A 19,725-nucleotide genomic window follows, 5' to 3' on the forward strand; every position below is an offset into this window, starting at 1 on the left:
CTCGTGCCTGGGGAAATGAGCTTGAAGCGCAGTATCGGCGTGGCATCCACAAAGATCCCCGCGCAGGCAAGATCAAATTTAAGGAGTGGCACGATCGCTGGTGGGACGCGCGCGTAGTCGAACCTCATACACTCCGCGGGGATGCATCCTCTATACGCAACCATGTCATGCCATATTGGGCGGACTGGGAAATGCGGGCAATAGGTCGCATTGACATGCAGGCGTGGATCCGAAAGCTGGTGCTCGAGGAAAAGGGTGCATCAGCGATCCGGCGCTCGTACAACCTCGTCCACTCGCTGATGCAGGCTGCGGTTGATGAGGACATCATCTCGGTTACGCCATGCCGACGCATAGACCTGCCTCGGGAGGTAGTGAAGCCTCCGGAGTGGTTCACGCTCGGTCAGGCCCAGGCGATCCTTGATGAGCTGCCGCAGCCGTGGCAGACAATGGCCCTGCTCGGCTTCTATACCGGTCTCCGGTGGGGTGAACTGTCGGGGCTCCATGGGAAGCGGATTGACTGGCTGAGGTCACGACTATTCGTCGTTGAGGTGAACTCAAAATCGGGCATCAAGGAGTACCCCAAGACCGCGAAGAGTCGTCGCGAAGTCCCTCTTCCGGATCACGTGCTTGATGCCCTCGCACGGCACATGCATGGACGAGACCGTGACGGTGTCGTCTTCACCACCGTCACCAAGGGGCGAGCGGGTCGGTTGCTCAATGACGGGAACTGGCGGCGTCAGACGTGGTGGCCTGCCGTACGCGACGCCCGCTATCTTGACGAGGGCGGCAGGCGGCGAGCCGTGCCGGAGTATCCACCGCACTCCATGCGCCACACGTGCGCGTCGTGGCTCGTACAGAAGGGCGTGTCGCTGTACGAGGTGCAGCACCTGCTGGGGCATGAGAGCTATCAGACCACTCAGCGGTACGCTCACCTCGCGCCCGACGCCCACCAGGCGGTTCTTGGCGCGTGGACGCGACTCGAATCGCAGCTCGTCGTTCCCGCAGATGCCGTCCCTGAGTCGCGGCGTCGCTCTGGCTGGCGCGCCGTAGTCGCAGGTTAGCCCGCCTGATGCTTCATACACTATCGGCCCTGCCGGTTCACTCCGAACCGGCAGGGCCTTTCGTGCTGATCAGTAGAGTTCAAACGAGCAGTTTCGGCGGCGACAGCATGCGCGGGCGCATGCTGTCGCCGCCGTTGCGGAGCAGGTTGCCATGGGCGCCCTGCTGGTTGATCCGACTGGGGCGCGCATGGGAGCGTTGTTCTGCTGCCGCGCTCGTTTGGATCATGGTCGGACGGACGCCTCTGACGCACGGCCCGGAGCGTGACGCACGTTTGACGCACGGAGCCCGCCTCCAGAGGGGCGATCTCCTCGAAAGTGGCCTCTGACCTGCATGTTCCCTTGTGATGGGCTGACTGCACATCTTCCCGATGACGCATCATGTGGAGTGCGTGGCGATTCTTGAGCCGGTGGCCAAGGGCGCCTGACCTGCTGGTTCGGGTCGGGACACGGTACGGCTCGGGACTCGTGCGGCGTGTGCTCCTCGAGCGGCTGGAGGCCGACAGAGAGCATGAAGCCTGCGCTGTCCTGGGCCGGGCCGGCGGGTCCGGTGGAGGGATTCAGGGCCTGCGTCCTATGCGGACGGGCAGGATGCTCACGCCGTGACGGTGCCGTCCGCCGGCGCACTCGTGGCTGACTGTCGTCGGCGGAGGTTCGTGCCACAACCGTGCCGCGGCCGCACCGGGTCTCGAAACACCAGGTCAGTGCCGTGATCCGGTTGTTCCCGTCCGGATCTGTGTCGACGGCCACAGCGAGCAGGATGCACGTAGGCCCATACTGAGCCATGAGAAAGCCCGCAGCACCGAAGCGTCATTTGCCCACCAGCCCCTTCAAGGCCCCGGTTCCACCGGCTCCCAAGCACTTCGCCATGGGGGACCAGGTCACACATGACGTGTACGGCCTCGGCCGGGTAGTCGGCATCGAGGACGGAATCGCGGCGCTCGTGGATTTCGGCTCGGCGCAAATGCGGATCTTGAGCCCGTACGCCAAGATGACCAAGCTGTAGGACCGCTGAGCCCGGTCACGGCACGCCAAGCCCCATCAAGGACCTGTAACGAAAGGCAGACCTCTCATCGACCCGACGTCGCTGTTCTCCGCTCTGGAAGGGCAACCCCGCCGTTCCACTGCAGTATCGCCGCCTCCGGCGACAAATCCCTTCCAGGCCCCGGACTTCGGAGAAGACGAGATCTTCTGGTCCGAGGACGCGCAGGAGCCCGCACCGGGCACGCGTGCGGCGCGGCCCAAGGCTGGCTAGCGGAGGTTTCCACAGCGACTCGCGGACTGTCTGCGGTGCTGCGGTGAGGAGTGCGGCCGTCTCGGGTTCCGTCTCATTCAGCCCTGTTCGCGGTCGTTCGGACGCTGGCAGCCGGACATCGGACCTGGAGTGTGCCGGCGTGGCGCAGGTCTACCCGGAGTCGCCGCTGCGGGCTACCGACGCAGCCCTTCAGACTTTCGGGAGGGACCTGAGCGCGCTCGCAGAGCCATCCGACGAGCAGGTCTTCGACACCATCAAGCGAGTCGTCCTACGCCTCAACGCAATCGATGACGACAGCCACCACGGCGGCGAGTACGACACCGACGAGCGCGAGCAACTGTGCGGCGGTCAAGGATCTCGACCTGGTCCTCGTTCCGCTCGACGGTAGGCCGGGGCGTTCAGGCGAGACTTCGGGCCCAGCGCAACAGGGGCCCGAGCCGTCCACGAATGCAGGTGAACCCCCTGCACCAGTCCACCACCCCACCAACACAGTTGGAAAGCGTGTTGGTCCAAGGCCATGTCTTGGTCAGGGTCATCCCAGCCGAGCAACTCCTCGTCTCCGGGCCTCAGAAGCCGTCTCTCAACGCAAGTGCGCTTGCTGATCCTCGATCGAGTTGACCCGATATGGAGGCAGCGGGACGATCCCGCCGGCGAGCGCACCACGCTTGGAACGGGTGCCGCAGGTTCGAATCCTGCCGGGGGCACAGAGGAGCTCCAGGCCAGAGGCCCTTCCGTCCGGACTGCGGAGGGGCCTCTGTACGTACAGCCCCCCGATCCCAGGGCGTTGGCGTTCAGTGCATACCCGGCTCGGCCGGTGACGGCAGCGCTGCCAGCCCGGTGACCGGGGACGCGAAGAGTCCGATTGCCACCGCGGCGGAGCCGATCGCCGCGACGGTCAGTGCGCCTCCGCCGCCGAGCGCGCCGGTCAGGAGACCGGCGGACAGTCCGCCGAGCGCGCCTCCGCCGAACAGCAGCGTCCGGAAAGCCGCGGTCATCCGCCCCATCATCGACGCGGGAGTGCTCGTCTGCCGGAGGCTGACGATGATGACATTGGCGACGCCGAGTCCCAGGTACGTGACGAAGAACGACGCCACGCACATCGCGATCACCAGCCGGCTCGGTCCGGCGGCGGTGGCGAGGAGGCTCGGGCCGAGCAGCAGGGCCGACTGGGCCAGCAAGTAGACGCGTCCGAGACGGAACCGTTTGATCACCCGTCCGGAGATCAACGCGCCGATGAGGCCGCCCACCGAGGCCGTGGCGAAGATGCCACCGAGAACCGACGGGGCGAGATGCAGGTCGCGTGTGCCATGGAGCAGGAACATCGTCCATACGGTGATCATGGAGAAGTTGCAGCAGAACCCGACGAGCGCGAGGGCTCGCAGGATCCTGTCCGTCATGACCCAGCGGAGGCCCTCCCGCAGCTCCGACCAGATGTGGCGGCGAACGCCTTGCTCCGGACGTGGCTCGGGTGTGCGGATGAGCAGCAGGGAGATCACGGAGACCAGGTACGAGAAGGCGTCCACGACCAGTGCCACCGGTGCGCTCAGCGCCGACACCAGGACGCCTGCCAGACCGGGCCCTGCCACATCCGCCGTGGAGGAGCTGACGCCCATCTTCGCGCTCGCCTCGACGTAATGATCGGGGTCGCGGACCAGGGTGGGGACGTACGACATCCAGCTCACGTCGAACAGCACCGACGCGACACCGACGGCGCACGCTATGACCGTCAGGGTGACCATGCTGAGGGCGTCCGCCCAGTACAGGACGGGGACGAGCGCCAGCAGGACCATCCGGACCAGGTTCGCCGCGAGCATGACCCTGCGCCGGCGGACGCGGTCCACCCACACCCCGAAGACCAGGGCCAGGCCGAGGTAGGGGGCGAGTTGCAGAAACCGCAGCAGTCCCACCTGCTCGTCGCTTGCCCCGAACGCGCGGATGGCGGTGAGGGGCAGCGCGAGAGTCGTCACCTGGGTGCCGAGCAGCGACACGGTCTCGCCCAGCCAGAACTTGAGGAAGTCGCCGTTGTGCCAGAGGGTCCTGGGTGGCCCACCGGCAGCGGCCGCCGGGTCGGCCTCCGTCACGTTCGCCGACGCCATCAGCGGGTCCTCTGCCCGTGCTCGGCGAGTTCGGCGACGGCTGCGGCGACCGTGTCGACCCCGTCCTCGGTGTTGTGGTCGGCCCGGAAGTCGATCGCCGACAGCGCCTTGGTGTACGCACGGGTCGCGCTGCCGGCGAAGGCGATGTTGCCGGGTCCGGTGCCCAGGAGGTCGGCGGTCGACGCGTAGTAGTCGCGGACCTGGACTTCCCGTGCGACGGAAGCCTCGTATCCGCCGGTGTCCGCCTCCGGTCGAAGGTGGTCGGTCATCGCCGCGAGGACCGGGCGGGCCGCCAGGCCGCAGCCCACGTTGTTGAAATGGATGACCGACGCGCAGTCCGGGGTGTCGGCGCGCAGCGCCGCAATCTCCGCCGGCGTGTCGAGGAGCGATTCTCCAGCGGGGAGAGAAGCGTTACTCTGTTGTCTCATGTCAGAGAGTAGCAGTACTGAGGCGCTGATAGGGATACTCCGTTCGGAGATCGCCCGTCTAGTGCCCGGTGACCGGCTGCCCAGCAGCCGCGAGTTGACGATGCGTCATGGCGTCAGCCCGGTGACGGTGTCGAAGGCGTTCGCCCAACTGTCCGCCGAGGGCGAGGTGGTCACCCGCCCGGGCAGCGGCACCTACGTCGCCCCGCGCCGCGCTCGCTCGGCCGCCGACGCGCCGGACACCTCCTGGCAGGCAGTGGCACTCGCCGGACGTGACTTCGATCCGGGTGTCGCGGACGGCCTTTCGGATGCGCCGCCCGCAGGCGTGATCCCCATGGCCGGCGGCTATCTGCACCCATCGCTCCGCCCGGAACGGGCGTTGAGCGCGGCGCTGGCCCGCGCGGCCCGCCGTCCCGGCTCCTGGGACCGGGCACCCGCCGCGGGCCTGGCGCCGCTGCGCACGGTCTTCGCCCGAGCGGCGGGAAGCGCGGTCGGCCCGGAGGACGTGCTGGTCACCGGCGGCGGCCAGGGCGCACTGTCGATGCTGTTCCGGGCACTGGCCGGGCCGGGCAGTCCGGTGCTGGTGGAGTCGCCGACGTACCCGGGTGCGCTGGCCGCCGCCCGCGCGGCAGGGCTGCGGCCGGTGGCGGTACCGATGGACGGCGACGGTATCCGCCCCGACCTGCTGGCCGACGCCTTCGCTGTGACCGGGTCCCGGCTGCTGTACTGCCAGCCCACCTTCCACAATCCGACCGGCACCGTGCTCGCGCCGACGCGACGCCGCCAGGTCGTGGACGTGGCCCGCGCCGCCGGCGCGTTCCTCGTCGAGGACGACTTCGCCCGCCACCTCGGCCACGGCGGCCCGGTACCTCTCCCTCTGGTCGCGGACGACCGCGACGGCACAGTGATCCAGCTGACCTCGCTGACCAAGCCGGCCTCGCCCAGCCTGCGCATCGGGGCGGTGATCGCCCGTGGACCGGTGATGCGAAGACTGCAGGGGATGCGCCGGGTGGACGACTTCTTCGTCGCCAGGCCACTGCAGGAGGCGGCCTTGGAGCTGCTGAGCACTCCCGCGTGGGACCGGCATCTGCGTGCTCTTTCCACGCACTTGAGGGAGCGTTGTGCGGTACTGGCCGGAAGCCTGGCGCGCGAACTGCCCGACTGGACGCCGACCCGGATCCCGGAGGGTGGCCTGCATCTGTGGGTCCAGCTCCCGCCCGGCCTTGAGGACTCCGCCGTCGCGGACGCGGCACGGGCTCATGGTGTGGCGGTCAACGCGGGCGCCCGCCACTTCCCGGCCGAGCAATCGGGCGCCTGCCTGAGGCTCGGTTTCGCGGCCTCGGAGGACCTCGCCGACCTCGCCGAGGGCGTCCATCGCCTCGGTGAGGCGGCACGAGCATGCGCTACGGCATGAGGCGCGGGCAGCACGTCCTGTGTCCGCCGAGCGGTGCCGCGCCGCCCTTGCATGCGGTCCCTGCGCCGTTCCGCACGTGTGGCCGCGCTGGGCACCGTCGCCGCGTGCGCCGTGGCGCTCCTCGCCTCTGCGGATGCACGGGCCAAGGACGCGTGTGCAACGGCCACCGCTGCCAGGCCGTCAGACGCCGTCCTTCTTGCCGACCACCCAGATGACACTGATGACGATCAGCATGATCGTTATGGACGAGATGATCCATGCCATCGTCGACTTGCTGACTTTCGTCGTCGGGTCCTCGACCCACCGGTAGTAGTCACTGGTGATCCGGCCGCGCACCGGGGCGAGCATGAGCGGGAACATGACCATGGTCGCCGCATACAGGTAGAGCGTGGCGGCCACATCGTGGCTCTCGGCGAGGCTGCGCGAGCCGATGCAGACGATGCCGATGACCGGAAGCCAGAACTGTCTCCTGCGGTACTTCGGTATCTGGATGATCCACTGCATAGCGGCCAGGTTGACGAGAGTGGCGCCTGCCGCGATCACAATCCATGCGCTGGTGGACAGCGACAAAAACATGCAGAGTCCCTTCCGGTCCGGTACACATATCCCTTTGCGGGCCTTGAAGATCATGCCCCGACAGATGACCCGACTCATCCTCGTTATCTGTGAGTTGATCACCTCCACACCGTCGCTTCCGCGGTGGAGCGCAGGGGCGCCTTGCCCTCGATGCTCATCGCCGCCCTGACCGACTCCCTCGTGCACGAGGTGTGCGAAGCTGTTCAGGTACCGACGGCTGGCCGAAGGCCACGTCGACCAGCGTCAGTGGCGTTGGATCGCCTGGCCGGAGCGGGCCCGGAAGCCGGCCCGGCCCAAGAGGGCAGTTCTCGGGGGCGCGGCATCGCGCCAGCGGCGGGTGACATGGCGTCAGCCCCGACGGGAGGGGGAGGTGCAACGCATCGGCCGGATGGTCTGCGACGGTGTGCGGGCTTTCGCCGGGGTTGTAGCGGCAGCTGGCGGCCGGAGCCCGAAACGTGATGCGCGCGGCGCGGGCCCGGACCACCAGGTGGGCCCCATCTGCCGATCACGGCACAGCACCGCAGGTCGACCGGACGCGGTGTGCGTGTGACCGGCCGGTCGGCGCCCGCGGTGCTGCCCCCGTCGCTGCGCGTGTGGCTCGGGCTGACTGCGGCCATCGCCGCGCTGGTCGTCGTCGTGCTCGGGGTCCTGTATGCCGACGACAGCACGCCCGGCATGGTGGACGCGCGGGTCGGGGCGGCGGTGGACGGTGTACGGCCGCCGTGGCGGCAAGTCGCCCTGTCCATGGACTTCTTGGGGGAGCCCGTGGGATCGGCGACACTGGTCGTGGCCATCGTGACGGGCTGCCTGTTGCTTCGGCGTCCTCGCGCAGCGGTGCTCGTCGTTGCCGGCGTCGGCATGACCGTGGGGACGGCGACGCTGCTCAAGTCCGTGGTGGGACGCACCATTCACGACGGGTACCTGTCCTACCCGAGCGGGCACACCGCCTTTCTCACCGCGCTCGCCCTGGTGGTGGCGCTGCTCGCGACCGGCCGGCTCGGCCTCGGCAGGGCGGCCGGCACGCTACTCGTGCTCGCCGCGGCGCTGGTTGCCGGCGCCGCCATGGGCTGGGCGCAGATCGCCCTCGGCGCGCACTACCCGACCGACGTCCTCGGCGGCTGGTGCACCGCGCTGGCGGTGATACCGGCGACCGCCTGGCTGGTCGATCGGATGGCCGACCGGCTGGTCGACCGGATGGCCGACGCCGGTCGGTGGGAGCGTCGCTGACATCACGTCATATCACGTCACGTCATGCCAAGCGGCGGAACACGGGCTTCACCGGTCGTCCGGCCAGCCAGGGGGTGGGGTCAGCGGCGTCCAGTGCCTTCCGGTACACCGCACATGCCTGGGCCACCACGTCGACGGTGTGATCGATGTCGGCGTCGCCGAGCGCGCTGCTCACCACGAACGACGGGGCCAGCACCCCGCCCGCGAGTAGCCGGCGCAGGAACAGGGTGCGGTACTGCTGCGACGGCTGCCGGTTCTCGTCGAGGGTGGCGAAGACCAGGTTGCTTGCCCGGCCCCGGACCACGATGTGGTCACCGACGCCCATGGTGGCCGCGGCGTCGCGGACACCGGCGGCCAACCGCTCGCCGAGGGTGTGCAGCCGCGCGGTGATGCCCTCCTCGACGTAGATGGTCTGCACGGCCATCGCGGCGGCCAGCGAGTGCGTTTCCGCACCGTGCGTGGTGGACAGCAGGAACACCCGGTCGCCGGAGTGACGCAGCCCGCCCAGCTCCATCAGGTCGCGGCGCCCGGCCAGCGCGGAGACGGCGAACCCGTTGCCCAGCGCCTTGCCGAACGTGGAGAGGTCGGGGACGACGCCGTACAGGCCCTGGGCGCCCGCCTCGGACCAGCGGAAGCCGGTGATCATCTCATCGAAGATCAGTACGCAGCCGTGCCGGTCGGCCAGCTCGCGCAGGCCGGCGAGGTAGTCGGGTGGGGGCTCGGTGTGGGTGGCGGGTTCGAGGACGAGGCAGGCGACCTCGTCCTGGTACCGGGTGAGCAGCTCCTCCGTGGCGGCCAGGTCCCCGTACGGGAAGGTCACGGTGAGGTCGTTGGTCTCCGCCGGAATGCCGGCCGACATCGGCGTGGTACCGATGAACCAGTCGTCGACGGAGAAGAACGGATGGTCGGCGCAGATGGCCACCCGGGGGCGCCCGGTGGCGGCGCGGGCGAGGCGCACCGCGGCGGTGGTGGCGTCGGAGCCGTTCTTCGCGAACTTCACCATCTCGGCGGTCGGCACCGTGGCCAGGAAGCGCTCCGCGGCCTCCACCTCCACGATGGACGGCCGGACGAAGTTGCTGCCGCGGTCGAGTTGCCGCCGCACCGCCTCGATCACGCGTGGGTGGGCGTGGCCGAGGCTGACCGACCGCAGGCCGGAGCCGTACTCGATGTAGCGGTTGCCGTCGATGTCCCACACGTGGGCACCGCGGCCGTGGCTGATGACCGGTGCCAGGTTTTCCGGGTACTGGTCGTCGCCCTTGGCGTAGGTGTGCGCGCCCCCGGGGATCATGGCGTGCAGCCGCTCGTTCGCCATCCGGGACCGGGGCAGGAGGGGCTCTTCGGTGTTGTCGGTTCCCACGCCGGACTCAACTCTCTTTTTGCTGCAGGACCTCGGCGAGGCTCGGCGCCTCCCGGTCCCGCCGGGACATCGATGTGACCGGCAGCGGCCAGGGAATGGCGAGCTCCGGGTCGTCGAAGGCGATCGTCACGTCCTCGGCCGGATCGTGCGGGCGGTCGATCCGGTACGAGACGTCGGCGGTTCCGGTCAGGGCCTGGAAGCCGTGCGCGCACCCCGCCGGGATGTACAGGGTCAGCTGTGTCTCGTCGGACAGCTCGAAGAAGGCCCGGTTGCGGTAGGTCGGCGAGTCCGTCCGCAGGTCCACGACGACGTCGAAGATCCTCCCGTACGAGCACCGCACCAGTTTGGCCTCGCCGGCGCCGGAGCGCAGGTGCAGGCCGCGCAGCACGCCCCCGGCCGAGCGGGACAGGCTGTCCTGGACGAAGGCGTCCGGGTCGAGGCCCACCGAGCGGACCACGTCGGCGTCGAAGGTGCGGCAGAAGAAGCCGCGTTCGTCGGCGTACGGCGCTGGTTCGAAGAGGTACGCGCCGGTGATCTCCGGGACTTCGGTCGCCTTCATGGAGCCTTCCGCAAGGTGTGGGCGTGGTCGGCCTCAGGGAACAGGGCCGCGGTCAAGGAGGTGAACTGGTGCTCCAGTCGCCGGGCGGCGGCCAGGTTTCGCTCGGTGAGGGTCCCCCGCAGCTCGGCGGAACACTTCTCCAGCGCACGGAACTGTTCGAGCAGCCGGTCGGCGTCGACCTCGCGCGCCGGGTGGCAGTACGCGCCGAGGCCCATCTCCGCCATGAGCGCCTCGCTCTTCGCCGCATAGCAGAGAGCGAGCACCGGCGTAGCGGTCTTCAGCGCGCAGATCAGGTTGTGGTACCGGATCGCCACCACGGTGTCGGCAGCGGCCATCTCCTTCATCAGGTCGGCCAGTGAGGACGGCTCGGCAGCGGTGACCAGAGGCGAGTCCGCCGCGTCGAGGATCGCGGCGACCACCGACGCGTCGCACCCGTCACCGGTGAGCAGCCGGACAGCCCTGCCCTCCTCGACCAGCGCGCGGACGAACCGGATCGTCCCGTCGAGGTAGCGCCGGTATATCTCATCGGCTCGGGCGCGGTCGTCGTTGCCGCCGTGGAAGTCCATGACGCCGACGCAGACCGGGCCCGGCGGGGCCGACGGGTTCGGGGGCGTTTCCCCAAGCTCTCCGACAAGCTCCGAGCGGGGGATACCCCATTCCTGTGGCGTCGGCAGGGCGAAGGCGAGGTCCGGGTAGACCTCGTCGCGCGCGGTGTCCACGCCCATCGCCCGCATCGCGTCGCGGGACTGCGCGTCCCGGTACGACCGGTAGGCGGCCAGCCGCGCCGACCAGCGCACCAGGGCCCGGGTCGGCCGGTTGCCGATCGTCGCGGCGCCGACGCTGACCAGCGCCACCCGGGTGCGCATCAGCCGGCCACTCGCGCAGAGCAGGAACAGCGAGTACGGGAAGCCCCACGGCCGCAGCGGCAGCGTGGCCTCCAGGACGCCCATGCCCGGGACGATCACCACGTCGTGCCGGCGCACCCAGGCAGCGGTGCGGAAGACGTCGACGAGTTTGCCCAGACCCTTCGCCGCGATCGCGCCCGCACGCGACGCGGTCCGGTACTCCCCGCGGTACCAGTGCAGCCGCGTCGCGGGGATCCCGAACCGGGTCGTCACGGCCTCGGGTCCGCCGCACAGCGCGTCCACGACCGCCTCCGGGTGTTCGGCGCGGAGGTACCCGAGCAGGGCTTCGAGCGATCCGTCGTTGCCGAGGTTGCCGGAGCCGAGCAGGCCGAACACCCCGACGCGCACCGGGGTCCTGTCCGCGGTCGTCATGCCCGCCTCCCCTCACGGCCGGCGACGAGGGCGTCGACGGAGACCGTGAGCAGGCCGGGATCGACCGGGGCGCGGTCCTCGACCCGCTCACCGGCGCCCGGCCGGACCCGGCTGGTCATCCACGCGGCCAGGTGTCGGTAGCACGCGCGTCGGTCGGCCGCGGACAACGGCGCCCGCCGGATCGCCGAGACGAAGCCCCACATGTACTCGGCGAGCAGCCGGGGCGTCGGGTGCAGCGGGCCCGCCCGGCGCGGGTCCAGGTTGACGCACCGGGCGCGCTTGCCGGGATTCGCCCGCTCGGCGCGCGTGGGGTGGTCGCGGCGGAAGTACAGCAGCTCCGGCACCTGATGGAAGGGCCCGTGCAGGGTGATCTCGGCGACGAACGTGCGGTCCGCATGGTGGTAGCTGTCGAGCGGCTTCACCCGGCGCAGCATGTCGGCCCGCATCACCCCGTAGAAGTCGTCGCCGCCCGGCTCGAACAACAGACTGCGGAAGCGCTCCGGTGCGTGCGGGGAGTCGGTGGCGAGGCCGTACTCGTAGGGGACCTTCACCTGGCCGTCGCCGTCGATGACCGCCTGGCCGGTGTGCGCGAGGATCACGTCCGGCCGCTCGTCCAGCGCCTCCACGCAGCGCCGCAGCAGGTCCCGGCCGTACAGGTCGTCGTGCGAGGCCCACTTGAACAGTTCGCCGCGGGACTCGGCGAACACATGGTTGTGGTTCGGCGTGGCGCCGATGTTCCGGGGCAGCCGGAGGTACCGGATGCGCGAGTCCCGCGCGACGTACTTGCGGCAGATCTCCTGGGTCCCGTCGGTCGAGGCGTTGTCGGAGATGACCAGCTCGAAGTCCTCGTAGGTCTGGCCGAGCAGGGCGTCGAGCGACTCGGCCAGGTACTCCTCGCCGTTGTACACGGGCAGGCCGATGCTCAGCCTGGGTCGGTCGGTCATGAGGTCCTCACTTCGGGGGTGGGATTGCGGTGGCGCTCGCGCAGGGCGGACCGCAGTTGCAGCCACCACACAGCCGAGCCGCTGACGGTTGCGGCGGCGACGCCCCAGGCCGAGCCGACCGTGCCGGCCACGGCCGCCCCGCCGAGCCCGCCGCCGACATAGCAGGCGGAGGCGAACAGCTGGCAGCGCAGGCTGCGCCGGGCCGCGCCGAGCGCGCGCAGCCCCGCCGCCGCACCGGTGCCGAGGCCTGCGCCCGCGACGCCGAGGGTGATCTGCACGATGAGCTCCGAGGCGGAGTGCCAGACGCCGCCGAGCACGAGCTCGCCGAGCCGGCCGGGCATCAGCAGCAGCGCCGCGCCCCAGAGCAGCGCGCCGGCGGCCTGCCCCCCGCCGAGGAGGATGCAGAACCTGCCCAGTTGATGCGGGGCCTGCCGTAGCACCCGTGCCGCCTCCGGGACGGTGACCAGCGAAAGCCCCATGAGCACCGCCAGGAACGGGCCGAGCAGGAGCTCGGCGCCCCGCACCGCACCCACCGCACCGACCCCGACGATCGCGCCGAGCCCGTACGCCCGCAGCTGGCTCGCGCCACTGAGGCTGACGTTCTCGACCAGGTACCGGTAGCCGAGATCGCGCTGCACGCGAAGCCACCCGCGGGCCTCGGTCATCCGGGGCCGGATGCCGGACTGGAGGTAGCCGTACCCCGCCGCCACCGTGGCGGACGCGCCCCAGGCGAGCACGAAGGCGGCCACGCTGCCCACACGGGCCGCCACCACCATGGCCGGGACGAGCGCGACACCCCACACGACATCGTTGACGAACGCCTTCCGCCCGGTGCCGGCGGCGAAGAACGAGAACCGCCAGGCGTCCTGGAGCAGCAGCCCCGGCAACATGACACCAAGGGCGGCGAAGGCGGGCCCCAGGCGGCCGCCGAGGCCGAGCCCGGCCACCAGACACGCAGCGCCGATGGCCGCACCGACACCGAGTGCGGTACCCGTCGACCGGGCCACCGCCCCGCGCCAGGACGCGTCCGGCACGCCGCTGAAGCGCACCACGAGCGGATCGGTGGCCAGCCCGCGGGAGACGTTCAGCACCACGCCGTACGTCACCCAGGCGAGGCTGAACACGCCGAACGCGGTCACCCCCAGCGAGCGGGCCACGTAGATGCCCACCACGAAGTTGCTCACGCTGGAGGCCGCCTGGTCGGCCAGTCCCCAGGACAGCCGGCCGACGAGGGCCCGCCGGGCGGATCCGGCCGGTGCCGTCGCCTTCTCCCCCTCGGTGGTCATCGGCGTCATGCCTTGATCAATTCGGCGCCGCACAGGGCGTCGGCCGCGGCGGCGACGGTGTCGAACGGCAGCCCGGACCGCTCGGCGACGTCCAGCAGACTGTGCTCGCCGTCGGAGAGGTTGAGCACCCAGAGCATGGCCATCTGGGCCTGCTTGGTGTCGCTGCGACCGCCGAGCGCGTTGTACAACCCGCGCCGGCCCAGCTGTGGTTCGCCGTAGGGGCTGAGGTTGACGTACCGCCGGTTGCGGTCGAGGACGGCGAATGCCTCGCGGCAGACGGCGAGCGTGTCCGCCATCGCGTCGGGGGAGACGAAGTCCAGGTTGTCCGCCGAGGTGTGGTACTCGGGGTAGCCGGCGTACGGGGTCCGGGTGAGCGAGCCCACGCCGAGATCGAACCCGGGCGAGCAGAACTGCCGCTCGTCGTAGCCGTACGGAGTGAACTCGGTGACGTGGTGCGGGCGTTCGGATGCGGCCAGCACATGGCGCATCACCCGGTCGATCTCCGCGTCACCGCGCCTGCTCTGCTTGTACGTCAGTTGACCCGGGTCGCCGGCGCAGGCCAGTACGAGCCCGTGCATGACCCGTTCGATCCGTTCCGCGTTGCGGGCCAGCCAGGTGATCGCCCCGATGGTGCCGGGCGCGAACAGGAACCGGTAGGTGTAGTACGGCTTCTCCTCCGCCAGCGCCCGGGCCAGTAACGTCGCCACCGCGATGCCGGCCAGGTTGTCGTTGGCCAGCGACGGATGGCAGACGTGGCAGGAGACGATCACCTCGTCGGCCACCTGCCCAGGTACCACGTGCTCGGCGTAGGTGAGATGGCCATCGGTGAGCGTGGAGTCGATGCGCACCTCGTACTCGCCGTCCGGCAGCGCGTCCAAGGTCTCCTGGGCCAGGCAGAACCCCCATTCCGGCTTGTAGTAGCTGGTGCGGTACGGCACCCAGGACGGGTGGTCGGGCAGGGTGTGCAGGTGTCCGCGCAGCTCGGCCAGCGGCATGGTCGCCGACACCGGCACGCTGTAGCCGAGGACGTGCAGGCTGGACGCGGCGAAGTCGACGACCCGCCTGCCGGCGGAGTCGGCGACGTACGCGTCCCGGATGTTCCACTCCTGCGGCACCGTCCAGTCGAGCACCTGAGTCCCCGTCGGCACCTCGTGCACCTGCAGCGGGATGTACTCGCCGACGATGTCCAGGGTGGCGCGCACACCGTCGCCGGTGATGCTCCGGCACAGCGGGTACATCCGCTCCACCAGCGCGTACATCTCCTCGCCGACCGCGGTCACCGGCGCCACCGCAGGGTGTCGTCGACGGCGCCGGCGTCGGACGCCGCGCGCAGCACGGCCAGCCGGGTGAAGCGCCGCTCGAAGTCCTCCCGGGTCAGCCCGTATTTCCGGTAGTTGTCGGCGAGTTCGAGCGCGCCCTGCTTCACCGTCCACTCGCAGTCGAAGCCGGGAATCGCGGCGCGGAACCGGGAGAAGTCCACCCGGTACGACCGCGGATCGGCACCCGTCTCTCCGGTGATCACCACCTTCGAGCCGGACACCGCCTCGGCGACCTGCTCGGCGATCTCGGCGACCGTGACGTTGTTGACCTCGCTGCCGATGTTGAACGCCCGGTCGTGCACCGCCTCGCGTGGCGCGGTCAGCGCGGCCGTGAAGGCCCGTGCGATGTCGGCGGCGTGCACCAGCGGGCGCCAGGGGGTGCCGTCGGAGAGCACCAGGACCTCGCCGGACAGGAGCGCGTGGCCCACCAGGTTGTTCAGCACGATGTCGGCGCGCAGCCGGGGTGAGTAGCCGAAGGCGGTGGCGTTGCGCATGAACACCGGGCCGAAGTCGCCGTCGGCCAGCGCGTGCAGGTCGTCCTCCACCCGTACCTTGGACTCCGCGTACGGCGTCACCGGCCGCAGCGGGGCGTCCTCGGTCACCAGGTCGTCACCGCCGGCGGCGCCGTAGACGGAGCAGGTCGACGCGTACAGGAAGCGCCGCACTCCGGCGTCGCGGGCCAGCCGGGCCAGGTGCACGGAGGCCTGGTGGTTGATGTCGTAGGTGAGCTCCGGCGCCAGCGATCCCAGCGGGTCGTTGGAGAGCGCGGCCAGGTGGATCACGGCGTCCATCCCTGCCACGTGTTCGGCCGTGACGTCGCGCAGGTCCACCCGGTGCCCGGACGGGTCCGCGGGCGGCGGGCCGAGGACGCAGTCGGCGAACAGGCCCGCGTCGAGACCGACGACTTCGTGCCCGGCGGCCGTGAGGACCGGGGCCATCACGGTGCCCAGGTAGCCCTGGTGCCCGGTCAGCAGTACGCGCAAGGTTCATTCCCCCAGGTCGAGAGTGAGTTTGGTGACGGCGAACGCCTCGGCGTAGCGCACGTTGCTTTCGATGCCGCGGATCCGCGCCAGCCCGAGGAAGGCCTCGCGGTCGTACCAGGGCCGGTGCCGCTGCGAGGGATAGTGCTCCTGCAGCAGCCGCACCTTCCGTTCGGCGATCTCCGGCGACAGCGGCTGGTACACCGAGGGACGGCCGAGATCGCCGTCCCACTTGACGATCTCGTAGCCGAGCACCAGGTGGTCGCGGAACGCGGTGGTCATCAGCTTCGCCAGACCGCGGTGGTCCTGGTGCGCGTCGTCGGTGCGCGGGGCCAGCACGAGATCGGGCTCGGTCTGCGCCCGCAGCTCCTCGACCGCGGACTTGGCCTCGTCCCAGTGCGCGGGCAGCCGGCCGTCCGGCAGCTTGTGCACGGTCAGCCGCAGGTCGGCGCCCGGGCAGAAGGCGGCGAGCGCGGCCTGCTCCTCCTGCTCCCGCTCGCTGCCACCGCCGGAGAGGACCAGCACGTCGACGCGGACACCCGGCCGCGCGAGGCACATCGTCAGCAGCGTGCCGCCGGCGCCGATGGCGATGTCGTCGCAGTGCGCGCCCACCGCGACGATCCTGTCCAGGCGCCCGGTCCCGAGCCGGATCACGCGGTCCCCGCCCCGGCGCCGGCCCGGCTTCCGGTCGAGCCGGCCCCCGCGCCGCCGTGTTCCCACACGGCCCACGGGCGGTCGCCCCGGGCGTAGGCGTCGTCGAGCGCGGCCCGCTCCTTCACGGTGTCGGTCGGCTTCCAGAAGCCACGGTGCTGGTACGCCATCAGCCGTCCGCTCTTGGCCAGTTGGGCACATCCGTCGGCGACCAGGTCCCCGTTCTCCGGGATGTGGTCGAAGACCTCCTGGCGGAGCACGAAGTAGCCGCCGTTCTCCCACAGCGGCATGTCGCTCACCGCGGTGATGCCCCCCACCAAGCCGTCATCGCCCAGATCCACGCAGTGGAACGAGGACTGCGGCGGCACCACCATCATCGACGCACCGGCGTCGCGCCGGGCGAACCGGTCGATCATCTCCGGCAGCGGGGCATCGGTGAGCACGTCGGCGTAGTTGGCGAGGAACATCTCGTCGCCGTCCAGGTGGTGCCGCACCCGGCGCAGCCGCTCCCCGATCGGTGACTCGATGCCGGTCTGCGCGAACGTGATCGTCCAGGAGGCGATGTCGGTGGACAGCAGCTCGGTCTTCCCGCCCCGCAGCACGAAGTCGTTGGACGTCGTCTCCTCGTAGTTGAGGAAGAAGTCCTTGATGTGGTGAGCCCCGTACCCGAGACACAGGATGAACTCCGTGTGCCCGAAGTGCGCGTAGTAGCGCATTACGTGCCAGATCAGCGGACGCGGGCCGACCATCGCCATCGGCTTGGGCACGTCGTCTGCGGCGCCGCTCCGCATCCGCATCCCGTAACCGCCGCAGAACAGGACGACCTTCATGCCTTGACCTCGACAATGCTCAGTTCCGGGATGGGAAAGACCAGTCGGCCGCCCCATTCGTGCACGAAGGACAGCTGCTCGACCAGCTCGGCCCGCAGGTTCCACGGGAGGACGAGGACGAAGTCGGGTCTGTCGGCGGCTATCCGCTCGGGCGGCAGGATCGGGATACGGGTGCCCGGGGTGAACCTGCCGTGCTTGTAGGGGTTGCGGTCGACCGTGTACGGGAGCAGGTCGGGCCGGATGCCGCAGTGGTTGAGCAGGGTGTTGCCCTTGCCCGGGGCGCCGTAGCCGACGACCGTCTCGCCGCGCTCGGCCGCGTCGATGAGGAACCGCAGCAGGTCCCGGCGCACCTTGGCCACCCGGGCGGAGAACTCGGCGTACCCGGACAGCTCCTGCAGCCCGGCGGCCTTCTCCCGGTCCAGCACGTCGGCCACCTGCCGTGTGGGCTCGCCGGCCACCTCGGCCGGCCGGGCCCACAGCCGGATGGAGCCGCCGTGCGTGGGCAGCAACTCGACGTCCACGAGCGCGAGTCCGCCGCTCGCCAGCGCCCGGATCGCGGACGCGACCGTGTAGTACTGGAAGTGCTCGTGGTAGATCGTGTCGTACTGGTTCTCCTCGATCAGGGTCAGCAGGTGCTGCACCTCGATGGAGACCCAGCCGTCGTCGGCGACCAGGGCGCGCAGCCCCTGCGTGAACCCGACCACGTCGGGGATGTGCGCGTACACGTTGTTGGCCACGACCAGGTCCGCCGGGCCGTGCTCGGCGCGAACGGCGGCGCCGGTGTCCGGGGACAGGAACTCCGTGAGCGTGGGCACACCCGCGTCCCGCGCCGCGGCGCCGACGTTCACCGACGGCTCGATGCCGAGGCAGCGGATCCCCCGGTCCACCACATGCCTCAGCAGGTACCCGTCGTTGCTCGCGACCTCGACCACGAAGGTGTCGGGGCCGAGCCCCACCCGCTGGACGGCGTCGGCGACGAACGTGCGCGCGTGCTCCACCCAGGAGGTCGAGAAGGAGGAGAAGTACGCGTACTCGCTGAACGTCTCCTCCGGCGTGATCAGCGGAGGGATCTGTGCGAGCCAGCAGTCGGTGCAGACCCGCAGGTGCAGCGGGTACGCCGGTTCCGGCTGGTCCAGTTGGTCCGCGGCGAGAAAGCTCTCACATGGTGGCGTCGCCCCGAGATCGACGACGCTCGCCATCGCTTCCGAGCCGCAGAGTCGGCATCGTGTCATCTACTGTCCCCATCCCCCCTGCTCGCGCGGGTGTCCCCGCCGCGAGCCAGTGCTGACCGACCCGCGATCGCGGTGCGGTACCCCTCCACCAGGCGCTCCAGCCCGACGGCCGGGCTGAAGTCCTGCTCGTAACGGCGCCGGGCCGCCTGGCCCATCTCCCGGTTGCGGTCCGACTCGGCCGTGATCCGGCGCAGGCAGGACGCGAGCGAGGCGGGCTCGCCCGGCCGGTGCAGCAGCCCGGTCACCCCGTCCTCGACGAGTTCGACGAAGGCGCCGTGACCGGCGGCGACGGCCGGGACCCCCGCCGCCATCGCCTCCACGACCACCAGGCCGAACGCCTCCAGCCACGTGGAAGGAGCCACCACGGCGACCGACCGCGCGATGGCCTGCCGGCACTCCGTCTGGTCGTACAGGCCGACGTACCGCACGTCGCCCCGGCCCGCCGCCCAGGCGGCCACCTCTCGCTCCAGTGGCCCCGCGCCGGCGACCACGAGCGGTACACCCACACCGCCGTCGGCGGCGATCTCGTCCCACGCGGCCATGAGCAGCCGCACGCCCTTGGCCTCCGCGAGCCGGCCGAGATAGAGCAGATGCTCGCCGGCGCCCGTTCGGCAGGCCCCCGGCTCTGGCACGAAGTTGTGCTTCACCGCCAGCCGCTCGGCCGGCATGCCGGCCCGCACCAGGACGTCGCGCTGCGCCGCGGAGATGCAGAAGAACCGCTCCACGCCGGACCACCACCGACGCCGGTTGACCGACATGCTGACCGCGAGCGGCACCGTCGCCAGCCGGGAGTTCCGGTAGCAGCCGTGCCGGACGGCGGGCAGCGGTGCGGACCCGACGCACTCGGTGCACGGCCGGCCGTCCCGCTGCAGCGTGCCGGGCGGGCAGACCTGGGTGTAGTTGTGCAGCGTGGCGACGGCGGGCACGCCGGCGTCGGCGCAGGCGGCCAGCACCGACGGCGACAGGAGCGGGAAGACGTTGTGGACGTGCACCACGTCCGGCCGCTCGGTGCGAAGCGTGGCCGCGAGCTCCGCGCGGACCGCCGGGTTCCACGGCACCAGCAGCGGTACCGCGGCCTTGCCCAGCAGGGACCGGGCGGCGATGTCGTCGCTGCGCCGCTCGAACACCCCCACCCGGTGGCCTGCCTCGCGCAGCAGCGCCACCTCCTGGTCGACGACCTTGTTCTCCCCGCTCGGCTGGGCCGAGGCGTAGCGGTTGTGCACCACGAGGACCTGCATG

At 70.5% G+C, this 19,725-nt stretch carries 18 protein-coding genes; 4 read left to right on the plus strand and 14 right to left on the minus strand.

The window, feature by feature from the left end:
* The first annotated feature begins 71 nt into the window (after positions 1-71).
* A complete protein-coding gene (locus ACWCP6_RS28160; protein ID WP_450935415.1) occupies positions 72-1,061 on the plus strand; it encodes a tyrosine-type recombinase/integrase in 990 nt (329 codons plus the stop codon).
* 781 nt (positions 1,062-1,842) lie between these two features.
* Positions 1,843-2,064 carry a hypothetical protein gene (locus ACWCP6_RS28165; protein WP_450935378.1) on the plus strand — a complete coding sequence of 74 codons (222 nt, stop codon included), beginning with the start codon at positions 1,843-1,845 and terminating at the stop codon, positions 2,062-2,064.
* Positions 2,065-3,104: 1,040 nt separating this feature from the next.
* Here the strand turns inward: ACWCP6_RS28165 and ACWCP6_RS28170 are convergent.
* Complete coding sequence (locus ACWCP6_RS28170) at positions 3,105-4,409, minus strand: MFS transporter (protein ID WP_450935379.1); 1,305 nt, start codon at positions 4,407-4,409, stop codon at positions 3,105-3,107.
* Positions 4,409-4,837, minus strand: coding sequence for a hypothetical protein (locus ACWCP6_RS28175; protein WP_450935380.1), 429 nt, complete (start codon positions 4,835-4,837; stop codon positions 4,409-4,411). The genes ACWCP6_RS28170 and ACWCP6_RS28175 overlap by 1 nt, the downstream gene beginning before the upstream one ends.
* On the opposite strand from ACWCP6_RS28175, the gene ACWCP6_RS28180 reads away from it, so the two are divergent.
* A complete protein-coding gene (locus ACWCP6_RS28180) occupies positions 4,836-6,248 on the plus strand; it encodes an aminotransferase-like domain-containing protein (protein ID WP_450935381.1) in 1,413 nt (470 codons plus the stop codon). The two genes, ACWCP6_RS28175 and ACWCP6_RS28180, sit on opposite strands and share 2 nt — an antisense overlap.
* A gap of 180 nt (positions 6,249-6,428) precedes the next feature.
* On the opposite strand, the gene ACWCP6_RS28185 is transcribed toward ACWCP6_RS28180, so the two are convergent.
* A complete protein-coding gene (locus tag ACWCP6_RS28185) occupies positions 6,429-6,752 on the minus strand; it encodes a hypothetical protein (protein ID WP_450935382.1) in 324 nt (107 codons plus the stop codon).
* Positions 6,753-7,370: 618 nt separating this feature from the next.
* On the opposite strand from ACWCP6_RS28185, the gene ACWCP6_RS28190 reads away from it, so the two are divergent.
* Complete coding sequence (locus ACWCP6_RS28190; protein ID WP_450935383.1) at positions 7,371-8,051, plus strand: phosphatase PAP2 family protein; 681 nt, start codon at positions 7,371-7,373, stop codon at positions 8,049-8,051.
* Positions 8,052-8,073: 22 nt separating this feature from the next.
* Here ACWCP6_RS28190 and ACWCP6_RS28195 read toward each other — a convergent pair whose 3' ends face one another.
* Genes ACWCP6_RS28195 through ACWCP6_RS28245 form a run of 11 tightly spaced genes read right to left on the minus strand, consistent with a single transcriptional unit; the run spans position 8,074 to position 19,724 of the window.
* The gene (locus ACWCP6_RS28195) at positions 8,074-9,408 is read right to left on the minus strand and encodes a glutamate-1-semialdehyde 2,1-aminomutase (protein WP_450935384.1); all 1,335 of its coding nucleotides are present in this window, start codon (positions 9,406-9,408) and stop codon (positions 8,074-8,076) included.
* A 7-nt stretch (positions 9,409-9,415) separates the two neighbouring features.
* Positions 9,416-9,967, minus strand: coding sequence for a dTDP-4-dehydrorhamnose 3,5-epimerase (gene rfbC, locus ACWCP6_RS28200; protein ID WP_450935385.1), 552 nt, complete (start codon positions 9,965-9,967; stop codon positions 9,416-9,418).
* Positions 9,964-11,244 (minus strand): polysaccharide pyruvyl transferase family protein, encoded by a 1,281-nt coding sequence (locus ACWCP6_RS28205; protein WP_450935386.1) that lies wholly within the window; start codon positions 11,242-11,244, stop codon positions 9,964-9,966. Before ACWCP6_RS28205 ends, rfbC begins: the two co-directional genes overlap by 4 nt.
* Positions 11,241-12,188 (minus strand): glycosyltransferase family 2 protein, encoded by a 948-nt coding sequence (locus ACWCP6_RS28210; protein WP_450935387.1) that lies wholly within the window; start codon positions 12,186-12,188, stop codon positions 11,241-11,243. The genes ACWCP6_RS28205 and ACWCP6_RS28210 overlap by 4 nt, the downstream gene beginning before the upstream one ends.
* Positions 12,185-13,474: a hypothetical protein gene (locus ACWCP6_RS28215; protein ID WP_450935416.1), complete on the minus strand. Its 1,290-nt coding sequence runs from the start codon at positions 13,472-13,474 to the stop codon at positions 12,185-12,187. Before ACWCP6_RS28215 ends, ACWCP6_RS28210 begins: the two co-directional genes overlap by 4 nt.
* Before the next feature lie 5 nt (positions 13,475-13,479).
* A complete protein-coding gene (locus ACWCP6_RS28220; protein WP_450935388.1) occupies positions 13,480-14,763 on the minus strand; it encodes a DUF4910 domain-containing protein in 1,284 nt (427 codons plus the stop codon).
* Positions 14,751-15,776 carry an NAD-dependent epimerase/dehydratase family protein gene (locus tag ACWCP6_RS28225; RefSeq protein ID WP_450935389.1) on the minus strand — a complete coding sequence of 342 codons (1,026 nt, stop codon included), beginning with the start codon at positions 15,774-15,776 and terminating at the stop codon, positions 14,751-14,753. The genes ACWCP6_RS28220 and ACWCP6_RS28225 overlap by 13 nt, the downstream gene beginning before the upstream one ends.
* Before the next feature lie 3 nt (positions 15,777-15,779).
* Entirely contained in the window at positions 15,780-16,427 is a 648-nt protein-coding gene (locus ACWCP6_RS28230) for a PIG-L deacetylase family protein (protein WP_450935390.1), read from the minus strand.
* On the minus strand, positions 16,424-17,254 hold the full coding sequence (locus ACWCP6_RS28235; RefSeq protein ID WP_450935391.1) for a glucose-1-phosphate cytidylyltransferase: 831 nt from the start codon (positions 17,252-17,254) through the stop codon (positions 16,424-16,426). The genes ACWCP6_RS28230 and ACWCP6_RS28235 overlap by 4 nt, the downstream gene beginning before the upstream one ends.
* Positions 17,251-18,486 (minus strand): class I SAM-dependent methyltransferase, encoded by a 1,236-nt coding sequence (locus tag ACWCP6_RS28240; RefSeq protein WP_450935392.1) that lies wholly within the window; start codon positions 18,484-18,486, stop codon positions 17,251-17,253. Before ACWCP6_RS28240 ends, ACWCP6_RS28235 begins: the two co-directional genes overlap by 4 nt.
* A complete protein-coding gene (locus ACWCP6_RS28245; protein ID WP_450935393.1) occupies positions 18,483-19,724 on the minus strand; it encodes a glycosyltransferase in 1,242 nt (413 codons plus the stop codon). The genes ACWCP6_RS28240 and ACWCP6_RS28245 overlap by 4 nt, the downstream gene beginning before the upstream one ends.
* Position 19,725 lies beyond the last annotated feature (1 nt).

It is taken from the genome of Streptomyces sp. NPDC002004 (assembly GCF_053593975.1).